This is a genomic window from Streptomyces sp. CB01881 (assembly GCF_002953255.1).
Classification (GTDB): domain Bacteria; phylum Actinomycetota; class Actinomycetes; order Streptomycetales; family Streptomycetaceae; genus Kitasatospora.
In genome coordinates, this window is record NZ_CP026498.1 from 10,475,845 (window position 1) to 10,498,303 (window position 22,459).

Genomic DNA, 22,459 nt, shown 5'->3' on the forward strand with positions numbered 1-22,459 from the left:
CGCCGAGTTCCGCACCGACAGCCGCTACCGCCTGGTCCGTTTCGAGGGCCACGGCTGGGAGCCCCTGGCCCCCGAGGAGTTCGAACCGCGGGTCCACCAGCTCTTCCCCGACCTCGATCCGCACGACCCCGTCCGCGTCCACTGGGCCGACCGCCCCTGGGAGTGGCCCGCCTGGCACCCCGGCGAGGCCTGATCCCGACGGCCTGATTCCGACGGCGGGGGCCCGACCACCGGGGCTCGACGACCTGATCCCGACAGTCGGGGCCCGACGGCCGGGGCCTCACACGCCCGCCGACGGGTCCCTGGCGAGCGCGTCGGCCGGGGGCCGTGTCCGCGGGGCGGGTGTTCTGCCGCGGGGGCCGTCCGTCCGGGGGTGCCTCAGCGCCGTCCCGGGGCCCAGTCAGGGGCGGGTCCGGGCGCGGTAGCCGGCGACCTTGGCGAGGTTGCCGCAGCGCTCCATCGAGCACCAGCGGCGCCGGCGGGCCTGGGTGAGGGGGTGACCGGCCTGGAGGCGGGGCAGCCCGTCCTGGCGATGGACGCCACGGCCGGCTCCGGCTTCTACGCCGAACTCGCGGTCGTCCCGGCCGGCCGGGTCACGCCCCTGCCCGACGGCGTAGGCCTGCTCGCGGCCGCCACCCTCCCGTCGGCCTGGCTGACCGCCTGGTACTGCCTGCACCGGCTGGCCCGGGTGGCCGCGGGGGAGACGGTGGTGGTGCAGGCGGCGGCGAGCGGGGTCGGCAGCGCGGCCGTGCAGATCGCCGCGGAGGCCGGCGCGCGCGTCATCGCCGTGGCCGGCTCGGCGGAGAAGGCCGAATGGGCGGCCGGCTTCGGCGCCGGGGCGACCGTCGACACCTCCGTCCACCCGGAGGACGCCGCCGTCGACGAGGTGCTCCGGCTGACCGGCGGCCGCGGCGCCCACGTCGTCCTCGACACCGTCGGCGGGCGGGTGTTCGGCCAGAGCCTGCACCAGGCCGGCCAGGCCGGACGCGTGGTCGCGCTCGCGAACGTCGCCCTGGAGCCCAGCACCATCGACACCCGGCACTTCTACCCGAAGAACGTGTCCATCCACGGCTTCCAGATCACCAACCTGCTGGACCACGGCTACGACCCGCGCCCCGACCTGCGGGAGATCGCCGCCCGCGTCGCCACCGGGGCGTTCCGGGTCCCCGTGGAGTCCGTCTTCACGCTGGAGCAGGCGGCCGACGCCCGCCGGCAGTTGGAAAGGCGCGGCAACCGGGGGAAGATCGTTCTCACCGTGGCGGGCGATCCGGCCTGCCCACGGCACGCGACGGACCAGGGGGAGCAGTGGACGGACAGGCGAGCAACGCCGGTTACGGCGAGGCGGCAGACCAACTCGTTCTGCAGTACGAGGAAGTGACGTTCGAGGAGGTCCACCGCGAGGTGCTGCACCTGATCCCCGGGCAGCCCTCCGACGTCCTCGACATCGGCGCCGGCACCGGCCGGGACGCCGCCGCTCTGGCCGCGCGCGGCCACCGCGTCGTCGCCGCCGAACCGACGGCGGAGCTGCGCCGGGCCGGCGAGCGCATCCACGCGGGCAGCGGCATCCGCTGGGTCGACGACGCATTGCCCTCGGCGGCCCGCCTCGGCACGGCGGGGGAGCGCTACGACCTGATCCTGCTCTCCGCCGTCTGGATGCATCTGGCCGAGGACGAACGCCCGTTGGCGATGGACGCCCTCGCCCGGCTGCTCGCCCCCGGTGGCCGGGTCCTCCTCTCGCTGCGCTACGGCCCCGTCCCGCCGGGCCGCCGGATGTTCGACGTCCCGGCCGAGGAGACGATCGCACTCGCCCGGGCCCGCGGGCTGGACCTGCTGATCCGCACCGAGCGACACGACCTGCACGACCGCGCGGGTGTGAGCTGGACGGTGCTCGGCTTCGAGGCCGCGGGCGGGCCGCGGCCGTAGGGCAGTCGTCGCGCGGGCCGCCGCCGGGCGCCGAGGCGGCGCCGCCGAATGGTGGGCCGGCCGGCGCCGCCCTGGACGCGCTGCCCGCCCGGCGCCGCCCCGGACCGGCCGGAACCGTCCGTCAGCCGTGCCCCGGCAGCCGCGGGCCGACGGCCTGCGGGTACGCCCGGTCGACGTACACCAGCCGGGCCACCGCCACCGCGAGCAGCAGGGCCGGCAGTACGAACCACCAGGCCCGCAGCCAGGTAGGACGCGACCTGGACGGCGAGCAGCACGTCGTCGTCCCAGGGCCCGTCCGGGCGCATCGCCAGCGCCGAGTACACGCCGAAGGCCGCACCCAGGTGCAGCAGGCCGAGGACGGCGGCGCTGGCGACCGTCCCGGCCGAGGGGCCGCGGCGGGCCGCCCGTCGGAGGGAGTTCACTTCAGCGCCTCCCTGGCCCGGTCGAGGTCGTTCATGAACCCCCGGCCGTACGCCTGGGCGTCGTTGCCCGCGTAGAAGGGACCGCCGTTGTACCGGGCGGCCAGCTCCTGGTACTGCGCGGGGGTCATCCGGTCGGCGGGGACGTTCGCGAACGGGCTCTCCGCCTTCAGCTGGGCCAGGCACCCGGAGGCGATGAAGATGTTCGTGGCCGGCTTCTGCAGTGCCCTGATCACCTCGTGACGCTGGCTGTCGGTGAGGTGCGCCGGGTTGTAGCCGAGCACCTCGGCCGCCCGTCGGACCTGGATGGACATCGGCCCGTACGACAGGGGCGTTTCAAAGTCCCGGTGACCATGTGAGTCCGCAGGCCGCGGCGGCGCGAGGAGTGCTGGCCGGGCCGTCACGAACGCATCGAAGCTCCGGTTGAACGGGGTGACCTTCCCAAGTCGCCTCGCACCACCGGAGCTTCGATGTGTCGTCAGTCTGCCACCGTCTGCCTGATCAAGTCGCCGGCTCCGGAGGACATGGCGGGATTGTCGCTGATGGAGCGGCTGCGGTTGTTGCCCGATCCGCGTCGGCGTCGAGGAGTGCGTCACCCGTTCGTGGCGGTGCTGCTGGTTGCCGCCTCCGCGGTTGTCGCCGGCGCACGCTCGTATACGGCCATCGGCCAGTGGTCCGCCAACGCGCCGCAGCACGCCCTGGCCCGCCTCGGTGCCCGGGTCGTGGGGGCGTTGAGCGTGCGCGTCGCACCGAGTGCCGCCACGATCCGGCGGGTCGTCGGCCTGGTCTGCCCCGGCGGACTGGCCGATCTGACCGGCGCTGATCCTGCCGGTTCGGACACCCTGGCCGTGGACGGCAAGACCGCCCGCGGCTCCCGGCACAGCGAGTCGCCCGCCGCCCACCTGCTGGCCGCGATGACCGGCGACGGCCGCACCGTCACCCAGCTGCGGGTCCCCGACAAGACCAACGAGATCACCTGCTTCGCCGCGCTACTGGAGCCCTTCGACCTGACAGGGGTCACGGTCACGGCCGACGCCCTGCACACCCAGCGCGCCCACGCGCGCTTCCTGGTGGACGAGAAGAAGGCGCACTACCTGTTGGTGGTCAAGGCCAACCAGCCCGAACTGCACCGCCGACTGCGATCACTACCCTGGAAGAACGTCACCGCGCGTCGTTACGACCGCGAGATCGGCCACGGCCGCCGGGAAACCCGGGTGACCAGAGCCCTCACCGTCACCGGCCTCGGCCTGGAGTTCCCTCACGCCGCCCAGGCCGTACGCATCCTGCGCCACCGTACCGACCTCGCCACCGGCACCGTCAGCCGCCAGACCGTCTACGCGATCACCGACCTGACCTCCCAGCAGGCATCGCCCCAGCGCCTGGGCCAACTCGCCAGGTCACAATGGACCATCGAGAACCGGCTCCACTTCGTCCGCGACACCACCTTCGCCGAGGACACCTCGAAAATCCGCACCGCCCACGGACCCGAAAACATGGCGACCCTTCGCAACCTGGCCATCAACATGCTCCGCACCGCCGGACACACCAACATCGCCGCCGGCATCCGGCACGCCTCCTACGAGCCCTTCACCCGCCCGCTCGACCTACTGGGCATCGCCTGACCAGCGCGACCACAAGATCACAGGACTTTGCAACGGCCCTGGCCCGTACGAGGTGCTGTCCGGGTCGCCGCCCAACCGGCCCGGGAGCTTCTCCGGGACCAGCGGGAACCAGGGCTGGTCGGCGACCTCCCTGGCGGCGCCTGCCAGGTCGTCCCAGACCCGGCCCTTCCCGCCGACCTCCTGCCAGGCGATCCCGGCGACCATGTCCGGCGGGAGTCCGCTCTGACGGGCGGCCGCGGCGATGATCGTGCTGTTGGCCCTGATCCAGTCCTGGCGGTCCTTGTCCGAGGTGGAGGTGTGCCAGTAGCTGTTGTTGACGCCCGGCGGCAGTCCGTCGCAGATGGTCATGATCCGCGCCAGCTGTGAGCTGACCACGACGTTCGGGCCCATCACGGGGATGCCGTCGGTCTTCGGTGCGCCGCCCGCCAGCTGGACGTTCGGGTCCGACCCGGCCTCCGCGACCTCACCGGCCACCAGTGCGTCCACGCGTTCCATCAGCGCCTTGGCGTCCTTGTAGGTGACGCGGAAGTCCGGGACGCACTCGCGGGAGAGCTCAGGCCGAGGACGCAGTTCTTCCACGCCTCCGACTCGACGTCGCGGGCCCTCGCGAACGCCTCCGAGGCCTGGTCGTGCAGCCGGTTCGCCTCGTCCCTGATGTCGTCGACGTCGACGGTCAGCTCGGCGAGGAAGTCGAGAACGCCGGTGGTGGCGCGCAGGTCCTCCCACTGCCGCATCGGCTCGGCCTTCTGGGCCTTCCTGGTCACCGCGGTGCCCTTGCGCGCGATCACGGCGGCCAGCAGCCGCTGCGCCTCCTTGCCGGCCTTCAGGTGACCCTGCGCCAGCTCGACCGCGTCGGCGTACTCCAGCAGCGAGTGGTAGGCCAGCTCGAAGCCGGCGAACAGTCCCTGGACCAGCCCCGCCACCTCCCTGAGGCGGGCGTCGTACTGCGGGCGGTGATCACTGGTCCAGTGGAGCTCGTTCGCCTTCTTCGCCGACGGCCGGACGGAATCCAGCAGGGTGCACATCCGCCGGAATTCGGCGGCATTGCGCTCGATGAGCGGGGCACTGCAGTCGTCGAGGAATTTGACGTCCGCGTAGTAGGTCATCGATCAGACCATCCCGATCGAGGTCGGCGGAATGTACCGGGAGGAGTCGACGAATTCCGCCAGACTGGCGGCGACGGCGGCCTCGGCCTGGGTGTAATTGCTGCCGGTGGTCTTGAGCGCGGTCGACAGCGCTGTCAGCAGGACCACCAGGTCGTCGTACTGGTCGACCGCGAACCGGGCGAACTCATCGACTTTGAGGGCGACTTCGATATGCGACCGGGGCTGCCGGGCAGCCGTCCCAGTCTCCCCGTCGAGGCGCCCGGCGCGCAACAGGCCGGCGATCTCCAGCAGCAGGTTGGCATTTCCGTTGATCGATGCCGGCCCCGCACCGTACCCTTCGGACATTCTCCATCCCCCTGGCGGCGGACATCCTTTGCGTGAACATGATAGTCACGGAAGGGGAGCCGACAAGGGTGCTGGCAAGGGTGCATCGGGCGCGTACTCCGGCGGTCGCCGAATCAATGATCGAATAGGGATGAGGGATCACCGATCCGCGGCCGGCCTTTTCCGTCGCGGCCCGCGACCGCCGGCACCGACCACCGCCGGTGCTCGCCGGGAACGTCCCGCCCCGGCGGAGTCCGGAGGGGTTCACCGGCGTCCGATCACGGGGCGGCCGGGCGGAAGCGCGGATCGGTGAGGTCGTTGGAGTCGGGCCTACGAGCCTGCGGGGCCGGTGGCCGCGGCTCGCGCGGCGGCCGCCGCCTCCAGCAGGGACCAGCCGTCGACCTCCACCGCCCCCTGCTCTCCCGGCTGCCACCCGCCGGCCAGGGCCGCGTCGAGCAGGGCCCGCACGGCGCCCGGTTCGTGCAGGTTCAGGGAGCCGCCCCGGACGTACCCCACGTCCCCGGAGCCCAGGGGGAACCCGCCGGGGACGTACCGCCCCGGGCCGTCGGTGAAGACGATGCGCAGCGGGTCGCCGGTGCCGACGGGCTGCGGGTACAGCGTGAGTGTCTCGCGGCAGTCCGCGGACCGGCCGCCGTCCGGCGCGGAGTGTCGGTGGCGGAGCGTCCACAGGTACGCGCGCCCGTCGGCGACGAGTTGACGGGGCTTCCTCGGATGGCGGGGCACGGAGCCGAGGATACGCGGCCCGGTCCACAGGTCGGCCGGCCCGCGTGCGTACCGGCGCAGGTCGCCTGTTCCTGACCTGCTGCGCAAGGAGGCCGTCAACGCCCCGTGCTCCAGGGAACGGCAGCTCTGGGACGGAACCGTCTGCTCCCTGGCCGGGCGCGCGGCGAACACTGACAGGGCCGACACCGGCTGCCGTGCGGGGCGAAGGCGCCGTCGGCCCCGCACGGCAGCCGGTGGCTATTGGCCGGTGACGCCGTCGGTGAGCTCCCGGACGATGTCCAGGTGGCCCGCGTGACGGGCGTACTCCTGCAGGACGTGGAACAGGATCCAGCCCAGGCTGGGCCGCGGGGTGCCGTCGTCGGGGAAACGGCCGCCGGCTGCGGCGATCGTGGACAGCGGCGTACCCGACGCGACGGCCCGGGTGTACTCGCCACCCGCGTGCAGTGCGGCAAGCAGGTCGGCGGCAGTCTCCTGCGGGCCGACGTGCCAGCGGTCCGCCGGGCCGCGGTCGCCCCAGGGTGCCGCGACCTGCTCGGCCCGGAAGCCCCAGCGCAGCCAGCGCTGCTCCATGTGGACGAGGTGCTTCAGCAGTTCGAGCAGGGTCCACCCGGATGGGAGCAGGCTGACGCGCAGCTCTGCGTCGGACATTCCCTCGATCTTGGCACCGATCACGGACCGGTAGTAGTCGAGATAGTCCAGCAACAGAGCGCTGGGATCGGAGAGTTGCCGGTCCGGCTCGGGTACGGAGGAATTCATGGTCCCGAGTCTGCCACCACGCGGGCCGCCACTCGGAGGGTACTCCGCCCGCCTCCTCAACGCCGGGGCCGGGTTCTTCCTCCGGGACCGCGCGGCGGCCGCCCTCCTCGCTCTTCACCCACCCGCCGACCCGCATCGCCGCGCTCGCCCAGCCGCCGCCCAGGCGCTCGGCTACACGCCCGCCCCGATGCGCCGAGGACCACACCGGCCAGGCCGGGGCGCCCCGGGCGGCCTACGCCTCCCACCGACGCCAGTCCTGGACCCCCTGAACCCGAAGCCAGAGCCCCGCTCCATCCAGCGTCCAGGCAGCCCCATCCAGCCTGGTAATTCGATGGCGCAATGCACACCGAACCTCGACCCTGGTCACCGTGCCAGAACCCAAGCATCAGATCCGCGCCCTCTACACGGCCTCCACGGTGACCGTCTACCAGGCATACGCGCCGGAAATCGGCCTGCCCGCGGCACAGGACGGCCGCTTTCCGGCGGCCTGGAAGAGGGACCGAATGACGTGGATCAAACCGTCGTTCCTCTGGATGATGTACCGCTGCGGATGGGCGAGCAAGGAAGGCCAGGAGACCGTCCTCGCGATCGAAATCACCCGTGAGGGCTTCGAATGGGCTCTGGGAAACGCCTGCCTGGCCCACTACGAACACGGGCTGCACACCGACCGCGCCACCTGGAAGCGCCAGTTGAAGCGAGCCCCGGCCCGAGTGCAGTGGGATCCCGAACGCGATCTGCGCCTACAACCGCTTCCTCACCGCTCTCTTCAACTCGGCCTCGCCGGCGAGGCCGCTGAGCGTTACGCGGAGAAGTGGATCGTCTCGATCAACGACGTCACCGCACTCGCGCATGCGATCCATGCCCATGTGAGGGACGGGGCTCTGGAAGCCGCCCGGCACCTCCTTCCCGTCGAACGCCCCTATCCGTCGGGCGACACGCTCCTGACACACCTGAGCGACTGAGCCGGACCCACCCGCTTGGGACGACAGACTGTTCGTTCTGTCGCCGCTTATCCGGGCAACTCACCACGATCCGATACGCGATGCCGTCAGTAATCCGGTCGAGGGTGTCGGTGAGGCCGTCCTCATGGACGTCATGGCTGACCCGCGTGTTCCGCGGCGCCCTGGTCGGCTCCGGACCAGGCCGGACGTGGTCCTCGCCGACAAGGCGTATTCCTCCCGCGCGATCCGCGATCACCCGGGGAAGCGCGGTATCCGCACGGTGATCCCGTGCCGGCGGATCAACGCGGCCACCGGCTGCGGCGGGGCAGCCGGGGTGGGAGAGCGCCGGCGTTCGACCGCGAGACCTGCAAACAGCGGAACACCGTCGAGCGGCGCATCCACCGCCCGAAACGGTGGCACGGCATTGCCATCCGCTACGAGAAGACCGCGACCGTCCACCTGGCCGGACTCCACATCGCAGCCGTCTTCCTCTGGTCTGCGTACTGACCCAGGGAAGCTGCCCGGTGTCAGCCGTACGTGGACCGGTTGGTGCCCGTGGCTCAGCTGTACGTGTGTGACATACCCCTGCTGCGACCGCCCGGACAGGCCGATCTGCTCCAGGTGTTGTGGTGCCCCTTTGAGCACGAGCCCGACTACAAGCCTCCGACCGCACTGTTCTGGCGATCCTCCGCCGAGGTCACCGACATCCTCGCCGCGCCGCCCGAGCCGTTTGCGGCGGAGTGCGACGGCTACGTGCCGCAACCGTGCGTGCTTGCGCCGGAGCGGATCACCGAGTACCCCCACCACATGGATTTGAGCAAGGAGTTGCAGCAGCAGCTGAATGACGGGAGCAGGTGGCAGGCCATCGGCGTGGACAACCCCGATGCTCTTGCCCCGCATGAGTTCTACTCGTGCGAGCTGTCCGTCGCCCCCGGGTGGAAGGTCGGTGGCTGGCCCCCGTGGGGCCTCACCGATCCCGTGGCCCGGTTCTGCGCAGCCTGTGGCGCCGGGATGGTCCCGCTGCTGACCATCGCCTCGAACGAATGGGACGCCGGCAGCCACGGTTGGGTACCGTGCGAGGATCAACACCTCGCCGCGCTCCGCCGAGCCGGTGTGGCGAACCCGCCCAAGGTCCAGGTGTCCAAGGGCAACCATCTGCAGCTCTACGTCTGCCCGGAGTCCCCGGAGCATCCGCACACGGACCTGATCCAGTGAGCCATTGCTGAAGTCCTGCGCAACGCCACGCACCACGCAGCACCGCGAAGCCGTAAAAGCCCAGGCGCCGGAATCGGCACCGCAATCGTTGGGCCGGTCAGCAGCCTTGTTCAACGCCCAGGTGATCCGAACGGTAGGCATGACCCTCCGCTACCGCTTCGGCCCATGCCTACCACTGTGCAATGACACAGCCGACCGCGGACTGAGACGCCCTCCGAGTGCGTGGCGCCACGTTCCCGATCGCCTCCCACGCGTCCAGCACCGACACCGCCTCGCCGTCCACGGTCGCCGGCGCGGACGTGGTGCCGGGCCGGCACGTCCCGCCGTACCCCGGCCTGGCCCTCGCTCAGCCTCGCCCGCATGGGGGCGGAGGAAGCAGTGGACGGGTGCACCTGCCGGTCCGCCCGTCCACGGGTGGGCCGGGCCGCCCGACCGGGTGGCCCGACCCGATGGCCCGACGCGGCCGGCGCACCGGTGCGACCGGAACACCGTCGAGCTTCACCAGTTCGCCGTGGAAGCGCGGATGTCGTCGGCGAGTTCGGCGGCGTAGGGGAGCGGGAGTGAGCCGGCCGGCCGGGTCGTGGTGGGCGGCGCGGCAGTCTCCGGGACGCAGGGGATCACGGCGACCGGCACCGGGCACGCACGCATCAGGGCGGCGGCCTCGGCCTGTTCGGCCGGGCGCCCGGCCCGGCGTAGCCGGCGAGCGGCGCGCCTGGCGGCGCCGGGGCGATGGGACGGGTGCCGCGTCGACGTGGCGGCCGACCTGCCGGTGGCCGGCCCGCCGGTGGCCGGGCCGAGGAAGGACGGTGCGACCAGGACGACGCCGGTCACGGTGTCCGGGTGCGCGGTCGCGTGGCGCAACGCCGTTGTGGCGGAGGCGGAGTGGGCGACCAGGACGGGGCGCGTGCGGAGCGGCGTCAGCAGTTCGGCCAGCCAGCGGTCGTCGGGGACGGACGCGGGGGAGGAGCGGCCCAGGCCGGGCAGGTCGGCCGCCAACGCGGGCGCGTCCAGCCGTTCGGTCACCGCACGCCACACGTCCGCGTCCGAGCCCGGGCCGTGCAGCAGGACGAAGCGCGGGGCCTCGCCGTCGCCGACCAGGTAACTCCGCCCACCGGCGACATCGGTGAACCTTCCCGGGAGCGCCCCGCCCGGCGGCGGGGCGCCGAAGCCGTCGGTGACCAGCCGGGTGGCCCAACGGCGCAACAGCTCGGCGACCGGCGGGTGGTGGAGGCCGGCGGCGTGGGCCAGCCGGTCGGCGGAGGCGGTGTCGTAGGTGTCCTCGGAGAGGAAGGTGAGCGTCTCCGGGTCGGCGCCGGTGAGCGCGCGAGGCAGTCGGCGGACCAGGCCGACCGGGATCAGCCGCCGGGGCGCGGGAACGCCGAGGTGCTCGGCCAGCAGGGCGATCAGTTCCGGCAGGGGCGGCGTGGCCGGGTCGAGCACGGTATGCGCGTGGGCGGGACCGGTGTCGTGCCCGGGGACGGCCGCGAGGAAGCGTGCCAGGTGGTCGACCGCGACCACCGGCAGGAACGTGCGCGCCGAACCAGGAAGCAGTGGCAGCCGCCCGTACCAGAGTTGGCGGACGAGGTCGGCCAGGCCGATGTACTGTCCGGCCTCGCCGGTGACCGAGTGTCCCACCACGCTGCTCGGGTTCACCGTGGTGAGCGGCACGCCGAGCCGGGCGGCCGTGACCCGGACGGCGGCGTCGCCCAGCTGCTTGGACGCCTCGTACGCGCCGAGCCGGGCGTAGAGGGCGTCGGCCTCGGCGGCGGGCAGCGGGTGACGTGGCGTGGCGTCCCGGCCGACCCGGTAGCCGGAGAGGTGGACCAGTCGCCGCAGGTGAGGGCGGCCGGCGGCCCAGTCCAGGGCGTGCAGCGCACCGGCGACGTTGGCGGCGTGCGCCTCGGCGCGGGACAGGCCGAAGCGGTAGAGGGCGGCGAGGTTGTGCACGTCGCGGACGTCTTCGAGCCGGGTGTGGTCCTCGGGCGACAGGCCCAGCCCGGGCCGGGTGAGGTCGGCGGCGACGGTGGTCAGCGCGGTGTCGTCGGCCCCGTGGGCGCGGAGCCAGCCGCGCAGCTCGTGTTCGCGTGCGGTCCCGCGCCCGCCCCGGACGGCGGCGGCCACCGGCTCGCCCCGTCCGAGGAGTTCGAGGACGAGCCAGCGGCCGAGGAAGCCGGTCGCGCCGAGGACGAGGGTGCGCGGGGGCAGGGGAACCGAGGCCGGGGGCGCCGGGGCGGGTGTGGCCGCGGTCGGGGGTGTGGCGTTCATGGGCGGGGCTCCTTCTATGCAGACCGGTCTACTTATGTAGACCGGTCTGCATATTTTCTGGACGTGAGGATGTGGGGCTGGGGCTGGGGCTGGGGCTGGGCCTGGGGTCGGGGGTCTGGTGCAGGCGCTGTTTGTGTGTGCGGGTTCCGGGGCTTGAGGTTCCGGCTGCCGGCTGCCGGCTGCCGGGGCTCCGGCGTGCCGCGTCGAGCTTTTCTGTAGACCGGTCTGCATATTTTTTGCGCGACAAAGAACCCCTGCCCCGTGCGTCAACGGGATCAGCGGCGTACGCAGGCGAAGATACCGCCGCCGGGAGTCCGGAGGAAGGGGGACAAGGGGGCGAAGGGGAAGAAGAGGAAGAGGGGCGGTGATCCCGCCGGAGCACGGTGAACGGCCGGGCGGGCCTCCCCATCCTCGGGGAGGCCCGCCCAGCGCCCTCCTGCAACGGCTTCTCACCGGCGCTGTTCTGGGTGCTGCTGCAGTCAGGAGCCGCTGCGCCGGAGCATCTCCTCGCGTTCCACGACCTTCACCCGCTCCCGCCCCTCCGCCTCGCCGAGGGCCCGCTCGTGGGCGTCGAGCTGGTGCCAGCCCTCCCACGTCGTGTACCGGACGCCCCGGTCACGCAGGTGGGTGAGGACGGCGTCCGGGTCGGGCTCGGTGGCTCCGGGCAGGTGTCCGGCGGAGTGGTCGGCGAGCAGGCAGGCAACGGTCTCGTTGGCGTCGCCCTTGGTGTGGCCGATCAGGCCGACCGGGCCGCGCTTGATCCAGCCCGTGACGTACGTGGCCGTCTGGTGCGAGCCGTCGCCGGCCAGGACGCGGCCGGCCTCGTTGGGGACGGTGCCGGAGACGGGGTCGAAGGGCAGCTTGGGCAGTTCGTCGGAGTAGTAGCCGATCGCCCGGTAGACGGCCTGCACGTCCCAGTCGGTGAAGCGGCCGGTGCCGCGGACGTTGCCGGTGCCGTCGAGTTCGGTGCGCTCGGTGCGCAGGCCGCTCACCCGGCCGTCCTCGCCGGTCACCTCGACCGGGGACTCGAAGAAGTGCAGGTAGATCCGGTGGGGCCGGTCGCCGACGTCGCGGATGGCCCAGTTCTCCAGGGTGGAGGCGACCATGTCGACGTGCTTGGCGGCCCGCCGCTCGGCGATCGAGCCGTCGTCGTAGTCGATGTCCTCGGGGGCGACGATCACCTCGATGTTCGGCGAGTGGTCGAGTTCGCGCAGCTCCATCGGGCTGAACTTGGCCTGGGCCGGCCCGCGGCGGCCGAAGACGTGGACCTCCAGCGCCCTGTTCCGCTTCAGCCCGGCGTGGACGTTCGGGGGGATCTCGGTGGGCAGAAGCTCGTCGGCGGTCTTGGCGAGGATCCGGGCGACGTCCAGGGCGACGTTGCCCGCGCCGAGCACGGCGACCTTCTCGGCCTCCAGCGGCCAGGTGCGGGGGACGTCGGGGTGCCCGTCGTACCAGGAGACGAAGTCGGCGGCGCCGTACGAACCGTCCAGACCGACGCCCGGTATGTCGAGCGCGCGGTCGGCCGTCGCGCCGGTGGCGAAGACGGTGGCGTCGTAGAAGCGGTGCAGGTCGTCCAGGCCGAGGTCGCCGGGGTAGTCGATGTTGCCGAAGAGCCGGATCTGGGGCTTGTCCAGCACCTGGTGCAGCGCGGTGACGATGCCCTTGATCCGCGGATGGTCGGGCGCCACGCCGTAGCGGATCAGTCCGAACGGGGCGGGCATCCGTTCGAACAGGTCGATCGAGACCCCGGGCTCCCGGGCGGCGTCGGACTTCAGCAGGGCGTCCGCGGCGTAGATGCCGGCGGGGCCGGCTCCGACGATCGCGATGCGGATCGGGCGGGTCATGGGCGGTGCGTTCCTCCGGGCAGACGGGCGGGTGCTTGATTCAAACCCGCTCCACCCGCACCGCTGTAGGGGCCAGGGAGCAATGACCCCATAGAGCGAACCTATGGCCCGGCCGGGAACATCACGGCCACCATGGCCCTCACGGTCACCATGGCTCTCACTGCCACCACGGTTCTCACGGTCGCCGCGGTCGGCACGGCCCTCATGGAAACCACGGCTCGTACGGCCACGCCACGCAGCGCGGGGCCCGGACCGAGAGCGGCCGATCCAGGGTGGCAGCCCGGGGCGGTGCGCCCCTGGACCACCTCCACCGAGAACGGCCTGCGGCACCTGCTCGACGAGTGGGACCCGGTCGGCGCCGCCGACGACGTGCAGGACGAGTACGACTGCATGCTCGCCCCCGTAGTCGGCCGGCTCCACGCCGGCGCCAGGCGGCGGGAGATCGGCGCCTCTTCATGGCACGAGCCGGCCGATCACTTCGGTTTCGATCCGTTGGGCCTGCGCCCCGACGCGCGGGCCGGCCGCGTCGTCGCCCGGTGGACGGCCGTCGGCCCGGGCCAGGGTACCGGCAGCGCGTAACCGCTCCCACGGGCTCGTCCGACCGCCGCTCGGGGCGCGTTTGGTGCCGTCGCGGTTGATGCCGTAGCCGCCCCTGTTCAGGGTCAGCAGCCACCAACCGGTGTCGGGACCCACGATGCCGTCGTGCTTCGCCTGGGCCTGGCACCGGAACTGGGCTGCAGGGCCGTTGTGCCGCGCGAGTCGGCAAGCGGTGTCGGCGGGGCGGCGGCCTCTCGATGGCGATCACGCCCCGGACGAGGACGAGGACGAGGACGAAGGCGAGGGACGAAGGCGAGGACGAGGGCAGGGGCGCGGGAAAGCGCGAACGTGGCCGGCTTGGTGCACGCCGGAGGTTCCCGGGACGACCGGATCCGAGCGGGCTCTGCCCGTCAGCGGTGGGTCGACCGGCTCGGCGCCTGGTCCCGGCGCGTGACGAGGAGGTGCCGGACGGCGTGGCGCGCGTCGTTGAGGGGGTGCCGGTCGCGGCGGACGCGGGCGAGCAGGACGGCGCCCTCCAGGAGGGCGAGGGCCTGGCCGGACGCGGTCTCGGCCTCGTCCTGGTCGAAGCCGTCGGCCGTCAGGCGTTCGGTGAGGACGGCCTGCCAGCTCGCGTAGACCTCGGCACAGACGCTGCGCAGGGCCTCGTTGGTGCCGGCCACCTCCAGGCCGACGGTCGCGATCGGGCAGCCCTTGGTGTAGTCGGAGTCCTCCAGGCGGGCCGTGAAGGCCTCGGTGAGCTGTCCGACGATCGTGGTGGCGTCCGCGCCCTTGCGGGCCAGGGCCTTGAGGAGTTCCTCGACCTCCTGGCCGGCCTGGCGGAGGGCGGCGGCGACCAACTGGTCCTTGCCCTCGGGAAAGTGGAAGTAGAGCGAGCCGCGTGGTGCGCCGCTCTCGGCCACGATCTGGTTCAGGCCGGTGCCGAAGTAGCCCTGTGCCTCGATCAGACTGCGCGTTCCGGCGATCAGCCGGGCGCGGGTCTCCTCACCCTTGACTCCCATGCGGAAACAGTAGACCGGTCTGCATATTTCTGTCGACAGCCGCCCAGTCGCCAAGCAGCAGCGTCGCCAACCAACAGCGTCGCCCAGCCCCTCGGCCCCCGGCCGCCCGCGCAGCCGTGCTCGGCCTGCGCGGCCGGTGGTCAGGACGCCTGCTGGGCCGCCCGCCACTCCGGGGCCAGCACCGACCAGACCTCTTCGTCGTGCCGAGTGCCCCGGTACAGGTAGCTCTCGCGCATGACGGCTTCCTTCGTCATCCCGAGCCGGCGGGCGACGGCGATGCTCGGCTCGTTCCCGGCCGAGACCCACCACTCCACGCGGTGGATGCCGCGCTCCTCGACGGCCCAGTCGATGATCGCGCGGACGGCCCGGGTGACCAGGCCCCGGCCCACCGCCGCGGGCTCCAACCAGCAGCCCGCCTCGGCGATGCCCGAGCCGGTCTCGAACCGCCGGAACAGCACCGCGCCGACCAGCAGACCCTCGGCCGTCCGGATCCCGAAGAGCCGCCCGCTGTCGGCCGCGGTCCGCTCCGCGTACGCCTGGAGGAACGTGCGGCTCGACTCCAGGTCCGTGACGACGTCGGGCAGGCCGTTGAACCGCCCGATGAACTCCCGCCCCCGGTCCACGTGGGCGAGGAACTCCTCGGCCTGCCAGGGCTCCAGCGGGCACAGTGCGCTGCCGTCCTCGCCCAGCGGTATCGCGAACATGGTCACCTTCCGGCTCGGGGACGGCGCACGCCGCCGAGTGATCCTCTCACGGCGGCCGGTGGGGTGGGTGGGGCCGGTGGGCCGGGCCAGCGGCCGTTCCGCACCCGCCCGTTACTGCTCCGGCGCGAAGGACCCGAAGGTGGGCCGCCCCGTGGGCCGGTAGGTGTGGACGGCGATCCCGCTGCCCGTCGTGAGGGAGCCGGTCAGCTCGAACGAGGTCGGCAACCCGCCCTCTGGGAAGAGGCGTTGGCCCCGGCCCAGGACCACCGGGTACACGAGCAGGTGGTACTCGTCGATCAGGTCGTGGGCCATCAGCGACCGCGCCAGTGCGCCGCTGCCGTGGATCTGCAGCTCGCCGTCCCTCTCGGGTGCCACTCCCGGCCCCGTCGTCCAGACGCCGCCGCCCCGGCGGATCACGCCGCGCCGCGGGCCTGCCGGCCCTCCCGGGCCCGCCTCCCCTCGCCCGAGGTCCCGAGGTCCCGAGGTCCCGCGACCCCTCGCCCGCCACCAGGCACCGGGAACCGGACACGGCTGTGGGCCCGCCGTTGCGGCGGGCCCACAGCCGTGAAGGTCATGCGACCAGGATGACGAGCGAAGCACTACCCGCGAAGCATCACCCGCGAGGCATCACCCGCGCAGGGTCACGTGAGCGGGACGGATCAGGCGACGGAGACGGCGCTCCACGCGGCCGCGACCGCCTTGTACTCGGTGCTGTTGAGACCGTAGAGGTCCTTCGCGGCGTTCAGGGACGCGGTGCGCGCGCCCTTGTAGTCCGTGGTGGACGTCATGTAGACGGTCAGCGCGCGGTACCAGATCTTGGCGACCTTCTGGTTGCCGATGCCGGTCACCGTCGAGCCGTTGCAGGTGGGGCTGTTGTAGGTGAAGCCGTTGACGGTCTTGGTGCCGCTGCCCTCACTGGCCAGGTAGAACCAGTGGTTGCCGACGCCCGAGGAGTTGTGCACGTCGAGCTGGCCGACCTTGCGGCTCCAGCAGTCGGCGGACCGGCCGTCCAGGGAGGGCTTGTCCATCCGGCGCAGCCACGGCGGGGTGGACTGGTCGCTGAACAGGTAGTCGGGGGTGTCCACCGAGTTGTTGGCGTACCACTCCACCATCGTCCCGAAGATGTCGCTGGTGGACTCGTTGAGGCCGCCGGACTCGCCGCTGTAGCGCAGGTTGGCGGTGGCGCTGGTGACGCCGTGGGTCATCTCGTGGCCCATGGTGTCGAGGTCGACCTGCTCCGGGTCGGTGGTGCCGTCGCCGTCGCCGGTCATCATGCAGAAGCAGCTGTCGGACCACTGGGCGTTATCCCAGTTGGTGCCGACGTGGACGAAGACGGTGGCGCCCTTGCCGTCGTTCTTGATGCCGTTACGGCCGAAGGTGTTCTTGTAGTAGTCGTACGTCCAGGCGGTGTTGGCGTGGGCGTCGACGGCGGCGGTGGCGCGGTCGCCGGAGAACTTCTTGCCGTCGCCCCACACGTTGTCCGCGTCGGCGAAGAGCGTCCCGGAGCTCGCGTTGAGCGAGTTGGACGAGACGTTGTGGGCGTCCTTGGTGATGGTCCCGCGCAGCGGGTCGATCAGCGCGTAGCCGCCGTTCTGCGGGGTGGTGTCGATGGTGACGTCACCGGTGTACTCGGAGTGGCCGGTGCCGCTGGCCTGGTGCTCGGAGTCGTAGGACTCGATCTGCTCGCCGGTGGTGGCGTCGGTGACGACGACCTTGCCGGCCGGCTGGCCGTGCTCGCCGACGCCGGCGACGGTGGTCTTCCAGGCGAGCCGGGGCGTGCCGTCGGCGGCCCAGACGACCAGCTCGGGCGAGCTGGTGGCGGCACCGATGGTCGGCGCGGCCTGGAGCGCCTGGCTCGCGCTCGCCTGCGCCGGGACCTTCGGGACGGTGGACTTCACGGTGGCGTCGTGGGCCGCCGCGCGGGAGGAGTCCTTGAGCCGGCCGCGCGCGTCCTGGTGGACCACCAGGTCGCCGCCGACGACGGGCAGTCCGCGGTAGGTGCGGTCGAAGCGGACGTGCTGGGTGCCGTCGGCGTCGATGATGACGTCCTTGACCTGGAGGTCCTGGCCGTCGCCGAAGCCGAAGACCCCGGCGTTGTGGGCGACGTTGGCCCTGGCCTGGGCGATCGCCGTGTCACGGCCGGCGGGGGCGGCGGACGCCGTACCGGCCTGGAAGGTGGCGGCGACGAGGGCGGCGGTGGCCGCTATGGCTCCGGCCGCGAGGTGGCGGCGGTGAGAGGAGGTGGGGCTCACTCTGACTCCAGTCGGGGTAGCTGCAGGGAAGGAGCTGCGGACGCGGCCGCGAGCTCTGAGATTGACGGTGCGCTGCCAATCTGGGCTAGACATTGAGTCAGATCTTGACCAAGTTGTGTCCTGTACTGATCAAATTTGATCGACTGCGAACGCCTTTTTGGGAGCTGCTTCATGACGACCCGCTACACCTGGCGCGACGCGTTCACCGACGACGAGCTCGACGCCCTGCACGCCGAAGGCTTCGGCCACCCCCGCCAGTCGGTCGGCTGGCGCGCCCGGGTGGAGCGGCACAGCCTCGGCTGGGTCTGCGCCCGCCCGTTGGCCGACGGCCCGCTGACTGCCGGTCCGTTGGCCGACGGCCCGCTGGCTGCCGGTCCGTTGACCGTCACTCCCCTGACCGACGGTCAGACGGCCGCCACTCCGCTGACCGGCTTCGTCAACGTCGCCTGGGACGGCGGCGCCCATGCCTTCCTGCTCGACACCGTCGTCGCCACCGCCGCCCGCCACACCGGGGTCGGCACCGGCCTGGTCGCCGCCGCCGCCGACGGCGCCCGCGCGGCCGGCTGCGAATGGCTGCACGTCGACTTCGAGCCCCACCTGCGCGCCTTCTACCTGGACGCCTGCGGCTTCCGCAGCACCGACGCCGGCCTCCTCCGGCTCTGAATGCGTCTGAATGCGACAGACCCGGCCGACCCCGGGCCCGCGAAACCGTAGGCTCGCCGGATGGACGGATGGGTGGGGGCCTGGACGGGTGGGCGGCGGGCCGTGCACCTTGGCAACGTGGCCGACTTCAACGAGCAGTTCTTCGTGGCGGGGATGGACGACGCGCAGCGCGCACGACGGCTGCGGCAGGCGCACCATTACGCGGGCATGGCCACCTGCTACAGCCCGGAGCCGGCGCTGGTGGTGCTGCCCGGCGAGGTCGAGCGGGACTGGATCGACTGGCTGGCAAGGGAGTTGGACTGGGGGCCGGTCGAGCTGTACACCGGGGTCGCGCCGGGGGAGACGCTCGCCCGGGCGCTGGCCGCCCGGCCGGCGCTGGCGGCGCGGATCGCCGGCGGGCCTGAACCGGTGGTGGCCTGGGGGCGGACGCCCGCGCAGGGGGAGGGGCCCGAACTGGCGGCGGTGCGGCGGTACGAGTCCAAGGCGGCCTCGCACCGCCTCTTCGCCGGACTGGTTCCGGCTCATCCGGGGATCGTCGTGCCACGCCAGGAACAGCCGGACTCGCCCCGCCGGACCGCCCACCGGCTCACCGCCCGGGCGGGCCGCGGCCAGACCACGGTGGTCAAGAGCCCGCACGGCGTCGGCGGTTACGGCACCGTCGTGGTGACCCCGCAGCAGCTGTTCGCGGCCGGCGGTGCGCGGGCCCTGCTGCGCCGCCTGGCCCGGGAGGAGGTGCTGCCGCCCGGCGGAGGACTGCTGCTGGAGGAGTACATCGACGGCGGCCGGGCGGACCGTCTGCGCGACCTCACCTTCGACGCGGTGATCGGCGAGGACGGGACCGTCCACCCGGTCGGCGTCGGCGCGATGGCGGTGGACGGCACCCGGTACCAGGGGGTGACGGTCGGCCCGGGCGTGGTGCCGCCGGGTGCGGCGGCGACCGCCGGGAGGTTCGGACTCGCGGTGGGCGAGCGCCTCGCAGCGGAGGGCCACCGCGGCTGGTACGACGTCGACTTCGTCACCGACCGGGAGCGGCGGCTCGCGCCCACCGAGACCAACCTGCGGCTGACCGGGCCCGCGATCGCCTTCGTGCTGCGGGCCCGGCTGGACCAGGTCCGCGGTCCGGGGCACGTGGTCCGCACCCTGGACGGGATGCCGCTCGGCGCCCGGCTCTCCCAGCAGGCGCTCCACGACCACCTGGACCGGCTGCGCCCGCGTTGCGCCGCGCTCGGCGTCACCCTGCTGCCGCTGGTGGTGACGGCCGGATACGACCCGGAACCGGCCGTCGGCCTGGCGCTCGCCGCGCGCGGCGACGCACCGGACGCCGGGGCGCCTGGTGCGGTCGAGGCGTTGGACGCGGCCGAGGCGCTGGTCGGGGCGGCCAACCAGGCGCTGGGCCGGATGTTCGAGGCCCTGCGCTGAGCCCGCCTCGGCTCGCCTTGGGCCCGCCCGCCGGCTCGCTGTGCCGCGCCTCGGGCCTGCCCGCCACCTCGCCGTGCCGCGGACCCGCCCGCCCGCCACCTCGCCGCGTCACTCCGGGGGCCCGCCCGCCGCCTCGCCCCTTGCCGTCCGGCGGGCCGTCACTTTCGCTCGGCCGGCGACCTCCAGGCCAGGAAGCGCACCACGATCGCGGCGGCGACCATCAGCGCGATGTTGAACGCGTAGACCAGCACCGCCTGCCGGGGCCAGTCCGTCGGCGAGCTGGTCCGGTAGAGGTTGTCCTGAGGCCACCAGGCGGCGAGCAGCCAGAACACCGACACCGTGGTGGCGATGGAGAGCCCGACCGGCCGGTTGAACCTGGCGATGACCGCGGGGCCGGCCATGAGGAAGGCCACGCCCAGGCCGAACGAGAGGCACTCGAAGACGTACAGGATGCGGAACCAGGAGGAGTAGGGGTCGGGCACCAGCGAGACGTCGGTGGATCCCGGCCAGAGGGTGTCGGTGAGCAGCCAGGCGACGAAGGCGAAGGGCAGGGCGAGCACGATCCAGCCGCAGCCGAGGTTGACCGCCGGGTCCTCGCCCGGCCGCCGGCCCCCCGCCTTGCCGCCGCCCCCGCCACCCTTTCCACCCCTGCCGCCCTTACCGCTCCTCGGGCCCCGTGGCCCGTTGGTCGCGAAGTAGTCGCGCGGGGCCGGCAGCGGCAGGGCGGTGCGGTCCGGCTTGCCGGCCCGGGTGCGGGGGAGCGCCGGCAGCGGCACCACGGCGGCCGGCGCCGCCCCGGCCGGCAGTCGCTCGGCCAGGTGGGCGGAGAGCGACCAGGCGTCGACCTCGTCGGCGTCCGGCGCCGCCACCGCGTAACCGACCAGGACGCGCCGCCCCGGCTCCGGCTCGACCTCGGCGACGGCGGCCTCCCGCACCGCCGGGTGAGCACGCAGCACGCCCTCGGCGTGGGCGGCCCTGGTGACCCGCTCGACCACGTCGGCGGCCTGCACGGAGTCGGTGGGCCCGACCACGCCCTCGGCCCGGGCGGTGAACTCCAGGACGTCGTCCTCGCGGACCCGCCCGAGGTCTCCGGTGAGCAGGACGCGGCCGTCGGGGTCGAAGACCGCCCGGACGAAGCGCCGGGCCGTCTCCTCGGGGCGGTTCAGGTAGCCGCGGCCCAGGCCCGGGCCGGCGACCGCGATCTCGCCGACCTCCCCGTGTGGCAGCGGGGTGCCGTCCGGGCCGAGCACGTAGACGCGGGTGCCGGGGAAGGGCGTGCCGACCAGCGAGACGCGTTCGCTGAGTTCGCCGCCCGCCGAGCCGGCGGCGTCGAACCAGGTGCTGTCCACGGACGCCTCTGCGAGTCCGTACACGTTGAGCACCCGCGTGCCACCGCCCCCGGCCCCGTCCTCCGTGCCGCCCCCGGCCCCGTCCTCCGTGCCGCCCCCGGCCCCGTCCTCCGTGCCGCCCCCGGCCCCGTCCACCGTGCCGCCCCCGGCCCCGTCCACCGTGCCGCCCCCGGCCCCGGCCACCGCGCCGCGCTTGACCAGGCCCGCGGTGCCGCCCTCGCCGCCCGCACCGCCCTCGCCGCTCATGCCACTGGCGCCGCCCGCTCTGCCGAGCAGCTGTTGAAGGCTCAGCTGCTCGTCCAGGTACCACTTCTCCGCGCCCACGGTCAGCAGCCGTATACCCGGCAGCGAGCCACCGGTGGCCGCCAGGTGGTCGCGCAGGCGGCGCGCGGTGCGGACGTTCAGCTCCAGGACGGTGATCCGCTCGGCGGCCACCAGTGCCGGGAGGTCGGCGATGTCGGCGGTGCGGTCCAGGGTGAGGTTGCGCGGCGCGACCACCAGAGTGGCGCCGGTGCACAGCGCGCGGACCCAGTCGGCGGTGAAGACGTCGAACTCCAGGCTCGCCGTCTGCAGGATCCGGTCGGCGGGGGAGAGCCCGTACACCTCGTGCCAGCCCCGGTGGGCGGCCAGCAGGTTGCGGTGTTCGATCAGCGCGCCCCGGGGCAGTCCGGTGGAGCCGGAGGTGAAGAAGACGCAGGCGAGGTCCTCCGGCCCGGTGGACGCCTCGGGCGGTCCGGCGGGCAGCGCCGCCACCGCCTCCGCCGCCGAGTCCACGCAGACCACCGCCCGCCCGCTGGCGTCCGTCAGCCGCACCCGGTGGGCCTCCTCGGTCACCACCAGCGACGGATCGGCGTCCGCCAGCACGTGGCGCAGCAGCGGATCGGGCGCGCCCGGCTCCAGCGGTACGTACGCGCCGCCCGCCTTCAGCACCGCGAGCAGCGCGACGAACACCTCGGTGCCCCGGCCCAGTGCCACGGCCGCCCGGCCGCCCGGGGCCAGCCCCTGTGCCGCGAGGTGGCGGGCCAACCGGTCCGCCCGCGCGTCCAGCTCACCGTACGTCAGCTCCCGGGTGCCGCACCGGACGGCGACCGCGCCCGGCGAGTGCCGGGCCTGCTCCTCGAACCGCCCGTGCAGCGTTCCGGCCCGCCCCATCGGTTCCGTGTCCCACCCCATCCTGCCAGCCCCCTTCGCATCGTGCTTCCCACCGATCCTGCCGCCAACTGCCGCCCGGCGACAGGGGCGTGCGAACGACCGCCTCGCGCACGCCCCCTCGCAAGTGCCGTCCGCCCCCGCCGTCCTGGTCACTCGCCGCCCGTCCGTGCCGTCCACCCCGTCCGTGCCGTCCACCCCCCCCCGC

At 73.2% G+C, this 22,459-nt stretch carries 22 protein-coding genes and 1 pseudogene; 10 read left to right on the forward strand and 13 right to left on the reverse strand.

Annotated features, from left to right (window positions below; all coding sequences use genetic code 11):
* The 3 genes from C2142_RS35090 to C2142_RS35100 all read left to right on the forward strand — a co-directional run.
* The coding region (locus C2142_RS35090) for a hypothetical protein (protein WP_148647217.1) at positions 1-193 on the forward strand (193 nt) is incomplete at its 5' end.
* 303 nt (positions 194-496) lie between these two features.
* The gene (locus tag C2142_RS35095) at positions 497-1,378 is read left to right on the forward strand and encodes a zinc-binding dehydrogenase (protein WP_241002971.1); all 882 of its coding nucleotides are present in this window, start codon (positions 497-499) and stop codon (positions 1,376-1,378) included.
* Entirely contained in the window at positions 1,375-1,923 is a 549-nt protein-coding gene (locus tag C2142_RS35100; protein ID WP_241002972.1) for a class I SAM-dependent methyltransferase, read from the forward strand. The genes C2142_RS35095 and C2142_RS35100 overlap by 4 nt, the downstream gene beginning before the upstream one ends.
* Positions 1,924-2,341: 418 nt before the next feature.
* Here the strand turns inward: C2142_RS35100 and C2142_RS35105 are convergent, their stop codons facing one another.
* On the reverse strand, positions 2,342-2,656 hold the full coding sequence (locus C2142_RS35105; RefSeq protein ID WP_194235841.1) for a hypothetical protein: 315 nt from the start codon (positions 2,654-2,656) through the stop codon (positions 2,342-2,344).
* Between the two features lie 156 nt (positions 2,657-2,812).
* On the opposite strand from C2142_RS35105, the gene C2142_RS35110 reads away from it, so the two are divergent.
* The gene (locus C2142_RS35110; RefSeq protein WP_241002973.1) at positions 2,813-3,964 is read left to right on the forward strand and encodes an ISAs1 family transposase; all 1,152 of its coding nucleotides are present in this window, start codon (positions 2,813-2,815) and stop codon (positions 3,962-3,964) included.
* Here the strand turns inward: C2142_RS35110 and C2142_RS35115 are convergent.
* The 5 genes from C2142_RS35115 to C2142_RS35135 all read right to left on the reverse strand — a co-directional run bounded on the left by C2142_RS35115 (position 3,947) and on the right by C2142_RS35135 (position 6,894).
* Positions 3,947-4,459, reverse strand: a complete 513-nt coding sequence (locus C2142_RS35115; RefSeq protein WP_162002636.1) for a hypothetical protein — start codon at positions 4,457-4,459, stop codon at positions 3,947-3,949. The genes C2142_RS35110 and C2142_RS35115 overlap by 18 nt on opposite strands.
* Entirely contained in the window at positions 4,459-5,070 is a 612-nt protein-coding gene (locus C2142_RS35120; RefSeq protein ID WP_148646891.1) for a hypothetical protein, read from the reverse strand. The genes C2142_RS35115 and C2142_RS35120 overlap by 1 nt, the downstream gene beginning before the upstream one ends.
* A 3-nt stretch (positions 5,071-5,073) precedes the next feature.
* The gene (locus tag C2142_RS35125) at positions 5,074-5,415 is read right to left on the reverse strand and encodes a hypothetical protein (protein WP_148646892.1); all 342 of its coding nucleotides are present in this window, start codon (positions 5,413-5,415) and stop codon (positions 5,074-5,076) included.
* Between the two features lie 309 nt (positions 5,416-5,724).
* Positions 5,725-6,138 carry a hypothetical protein gene (locus C2142_RS35130; RefSeq protein ID WP_148646893.1) on the reverse strand — a complete coding sequence of 138 codons (414 nt, stop codon included), beginning with the start codon at positions 6,136-6,138 and terminating at the stop codon, positions 5,725-5,727.
* Between the two features lie 237 nt (positions 6,139-6,375).
* The gene (locus C2142_RS35135) at positions 6,376-6,894 is read right to left on the reverse strand and encodes a DinB family protein (protein WP_148646894.1); all 519 of its coding nucleotides are present in this window, start codon (positions 6,892-6,894) and stop codon (positions 6,376-6,378) included.
* Between the two features lie 368 nt (positions 6,895-7,262).
* On the opposite strand from C2142_RS35135, the gene C2142_RS35140 reads away from it, so the two are divergent.
* The 3 genes and pseudogenes from C2142_RS35140 (at position 7,263) to C2142_RS35150 (ending at position 9,050) form a co-directional block, all read left to right on the forward strand.
* Positions 7,263-7,856 carry a DUF4291 domain-containing protein gene (locus C2142_RS35140; protein ID WP_148646895.1) on the forward strand — a complete coding sequence of 198 codons (594 nt, stop codon included), beginning with the start codon at positions 7,263-7,265 and terminating at the stop codon, positions 7,854-7,856.
* Between the two features lie 109 nt (positions 7,857-7,965).
* Positions 7,966-8,342, forward strand: a pseudogene (locus tag C2142_RS40915) (transposase); the annotation flags it as partial.
* 48 nt (positions 8,343-8,390) lie between these two features.
* Positions 8,391-9,050, forward strand: coding sequence for a hypothetical protein (locus C2142_RS35150; protein WP_148646897.1), 660 nt, complete (start codon positions 8,391-8,393; stop codon positions 9,048-9,050).
* A 498-nt stretch (positions 9,051-9,548) separates the two neighbouring features.
* Here the strand turns inward: C2142_RS35150 and C2142_RS35155 are convergent, their stop codons facing one another.
* Together C2142_RS35155 and C2142_RS35160 are read right to left on the reverse strand one after the other, a co-directional pair.
* Positions 9,549-11,315, reverse strand: a complete 1,767-nt coding sequence (locus C2142_RS35155; RefSeq protein ID WP_148646898.1) for an alpha/beta fold hydrolase — start codon at positions 11,313-11,315, stop codon at positions 9,549-9,551.
* Between the two features lie 479 nt (positions 11,316-11,794).
* Positions 11,795-13,159, reverse strand: a complete 1,365-nt coding sequence (locus C2142_RS35160) for an FAD-dependent oxidoreductase (protein ID WP_148646899.1) — start codon at positions 13,157-13,159, stop codon at positions 11,795-11,797.
* A gap of 288 nt (positions 13,160-13,447) precedes the next feature.
* On the opposite strand from C2142_RS35160, the gene C2142_RS35165 reads away from it, so the two are divergent.
* A complete protein-coding gene (locus tag C2142_RS35165) occupies positions 13,448-13,738 on the forward strand; it encodes a hypothetical protein (protein WP_148646900.1) in 291 nt (96 codons plus the stop codon).
* Between the two features lie 368 nt (positions 13,739-14,106).
* Here the strand turns inward: C2142_RS35165 and C2142_RS35170 are convergent, their stop codons facing one another.
* The 4 genes from C2142_RS35170 to C2142_RS35185 form a co-directional block, all read right to left on the reverse strand.
* Entirely contained in the window at positions 14,107-14,715 is a 609-nt protein-coding gene (locus tag C2142_RS35170) for a TetR/AcrR family transcriptional regulator (protein ID WP_148646901.1), read from the reverse strand.
* A 140-nt stretch (positions 14,716-14,855) separates the two neighbouring features.
* Entirely contained in the window at positions 14,856-15,419 is a 564-nt protein-coding gene (locus C2142_RS35175) for a GNAT family protein (protein ID WP_148646902.1), read from the reverse strand.
* A 111-nt stretch (positions 15,420-15,530) separates the two neighbouring features.
* On the reverse strand, positions 15,531-15,794 hold the full coding sequence (locus C2142_RS35180; RefSeq protein WP_346766413.1) for a dihydrofolate reductase family protein: 264 nt from the start codon (positions 15,792-15,794) through the stop codon (positions 15,531-15,533).
* 284 nt (positions 15,795-16,078) lie between these two features.
* Positions 16,079-17,671 carry a M4 family metallopeptidase gene (locus C2142_RS35185; RefSeq protein ID WP_241002974.1) on the reverse strand — a complete coding sequence of 531 codons (1,593 nt, stop codon included), beginning with the start codon at positions 17,669-17,671 and terminating at the stop codon, positions 16,079-16,081.
* A 171-nt stretch (positions 17,672-17,842) separates the two neighbouring features.
* On the opposite strand from C2142_RS35185, the gene C2142_RS35190 reads away from it, so the two are divergent.
* Positions 17,843-18,334, forward strand: coding sequence for a GNAT family N-acetyltransferase (locus tag C2142_RS35190; RefSeq protein WP_148646904.1), 492 nt, complete (start codon positions 17,843-17,845; stop codon positions 18,332-18,334).
* A 60-nt stretch (positions 18,335-18,394) separates the two neighbouring features.
* Positions 18,395-19,753, forward strand: coding sequence for a hypothetical protein (locus C2142_RS35195; protein ID WP_148646905.1), 1,359 nt, complete (start codon positions 18,395-18,397; stop codon positions 19,751-19,753).
* Between the two features lie 158 nt (positions 19,754-19,911).
* On the opposite strand, the gene C2142_RS35200 is transcribed toward C2142_RS35195, so the two are convergent.
* Positions 19,912-22,275, reverse strand: coding sequence for an AMP-binding protein (locus C2142_RS35200; RefSeq protein WP_148646906.1), 2,364 nt, complete (start codon positions 22,273-22,275; stop codon positions 19,912-19,914).
* Between the last annotated feature and the right edge of the window lie 184 nt (positions 22,276-22,459).

Coding starts and splice junctions, on each gene's coding strand:
- C2142_RS35170 (WP_148646901.1), bottom strand. CDS start 14,715: ATGGGAGTCAAGGGTGAGGAGACCCGCGCCCGGCTGATCGCCGGAACG.
- C2142_RS35160 (WP_148646899.1), bottom strand. CDS start 13,159: ATGACCCGCCCGATCCGCATCGCGATCGTCGGAGCCGGCCCCGCCGGC.
- C2142_RS35120 (WP_148646891.1), bottom strand. CDS start 5,070: ATGACCTACTACGCGGACGTCAAATTCCTCGACGACTGCAGTGCCCCG.
- C2142_RS35190 (WP_148646904.1), top strand. CDS start 17,843: ATGACGACCCGCTACACCTGGCGCGACGCGTTCACCGACGACGAGCTC.
- C2142_RS35105 (WP_194235841.1), bottom strand. CDS start 2,656: ATGTCCATCCAGGTCCGACGGGCGGCCGAGGTGCTCGGCTACAACCCG.
- C2142_RS35175 (WP_148646902.1), bottom strand. CDS start 15,419: ATGTTCGCGATACCGCTGGGCGAGGACGGCAGCGCACTGTGCCCGCTG.
- C2142_RS35155 (WP_148646898.1), bottom strand. CDS start 11,315: ATGAACGCCACACCCCCGACCGCGGCCACACCCGCCCCGGCGCCCCCG.
- C2142_RS35195 (WP_148646905.1), top strand. CDS start 18,395: ATGGACGGATGGGTGGGGGCCTGGACGGGTGGGCGGCGGGCCGTGCAC.
- C2142_RS35200 (WP_148646906.1), bottom strand. CDS start 22,275: ATGGGGTGGGACACGGAACCGATGGGGCGGGCCGGAACGCTGCACGGG.
- C2142_RS35110 (WP_241002973.1), top strand. CDS start 2,813: ATGTGTCGTCAGTCTGCCACCGTCTGCCTGATCAAGTCGCCGGCTCCG.
- C2142_RS35125 (WP_148646892.1), bottom strand. CDS start 5,415: ATGTCCGAAGGGTACGGTGCGGGGCCGGCATCGATCAACGGAAATGCC.
- C2142_RS35135 (WP_148646894.1), bottom strand. CDS start 6,894: ATGAATTCCTCCGTACCCGAGCCGGACCGGCAACTCTCCGATCCCAGC.
- C2142_RS35115 (WP_162002636.1), bottom strand. CDS start 4,459: ATGGAACGCGTGGACGCACTGGTGGCCGGTGAGGTCGCGGAGGCCGGG.